This window comes from Clostridium sp. CF012, from assembly GCF_018861755.1.
GTDB lineage: Bacteria > Bacillota > Clostridia > Clostridiales > Clostridiaceae > Clostridium_AD.
Map to the genome: position 1 here is coordinate 1 of NZ_JAHLEF010000092.1, position 1472 is coordinate 1472.

Below are 1472 nucleotides of genomic sequence, written 5' to 3' on the forward strand. Positions count from 1 at the left end.
TAAAATGTACCCTTTGTCAAGGACAATTTAAAAAAAGTCTATGCAACATTGAAAAGGTGATTTCTGTATTGAACAGGAGTCATCTTTTTTAAGTTCCATTGATATCTATAGTTATTGTAATAGATCATATACTGCTTAATCTCTTTCTTTAACTCTTCTAAAGTTTCACATGGTTTTATATATGCCTCATCTTTAAAATGACCGAAGAACGATTCTTGAGGGGCATTGTCCCAACAATTACCGCGTCTGGACATTGATTGTCCTAGTTTGTATTTCTTTACTAATTTTTGAAAGACTGGACTAGTATAATGTACTCCTTGATCTGAATGAATAAATGCATCATTAGTTAATTTTACATTCCTATTCTTTTTCAACTTATGTATTGTATCAAGCACTATATCTAATTTCAGACTATCTGACACATTGTATGCCAGTATTTCATTTGTAGAAGCATCTTTAATTGTTGATAAATACGCCTTCTTACCGTTTCCATAAAATAGGTAAGTTATATCTGTTAATAAAACTTTCCCCGGTATTTCCTGCTTAAAGTTTCTCTTTAGAATATTGGGTAAAACCGTATGTTCTTGTGTTGCCTTCATCATTCTTCTGTATGGATTAGCTTTTCTAATTGGGCAAACAATATTATATTTCTTCATTACTCTTCTAATACGCTTCAAATTGTAAACGATACCAAATTGACCTTCTAATGTCATTTTGATTTGCCTAGCTCCTTTTTTGCGTCCCTTAAAATTATAAGCCTTTAAAATGTTATCTCTAATCAATTCATTTTCCTTATCGCGCTGAAATCTATAATCCTGTGATTTTGATGCAAAATAATTATAATATCCTGACCTAGATACTTCAGCTATTTGACATAAATAACCAATCATATTTTTAAGTTTATATTTTTCAATTACTGAATTTATGATAATAAATTTATGCGTAGTTGCTAATGTTATTTCTTCTTTATCAGCCCCCTTTCTAGGTATTGGATTTTTTTTAACAATTCATTCTCAGCTTTCAATAAGTTATTTTGAGCCTTAAGACGTTCATACTTTTCTTCTGTAGATAATTCCTTCTCACTTGGTCTTCCAGAGTTTAATTTTCTTGTATCGGTTAATCCACATACACCACTTTTTCTATAAGCTGCTCTCCACCTATTTCCTGACGATTTAATTCGTTCAATTCCAAGTATATCTATATCAAATCCACACTCTTCGAATATTTCTCTTGGAAATTTCCCTTTTTCATTTTCTACAATAAAAATATTCTTAAATTCATCAGTATAAGTGATTCCCTTCATGCTTACACTTTTAACATATTCATTTTTAGATAATATTTTTATTTCTCCATTTGTAAATAATTTATTACTCATTTCAACCCCACCATTTCCTGCTTTTTTTCTATTATACACAAAAATATCCTATAGGGTAGACTTTTTTTAAATTGTCTACTCTATAGGATACATTTTA

At 29.6% G+C, this 1472-nt stretch carries 1 protein-coding gene; it reads right to left on the reverse strand.

The window, feature by feature from the left end; genetic code table 11:
• Positions 1–38 precede the first annotated feature (38 nt).
• A protein-coding gene (locus KPL50_RS26365) for an IS3 family transposase (RefSeq protein ID WP_375372965.1) occupies positions 39–1375 on the reverse strand; the annotation gives its coding sequence in 2 pieces (ribosomal slippage) (positions 39–988 and positions 988–1375; 1338 coding nt in all).
• Positions 1376–1472 lie beyond the last annotated feature (97 nt).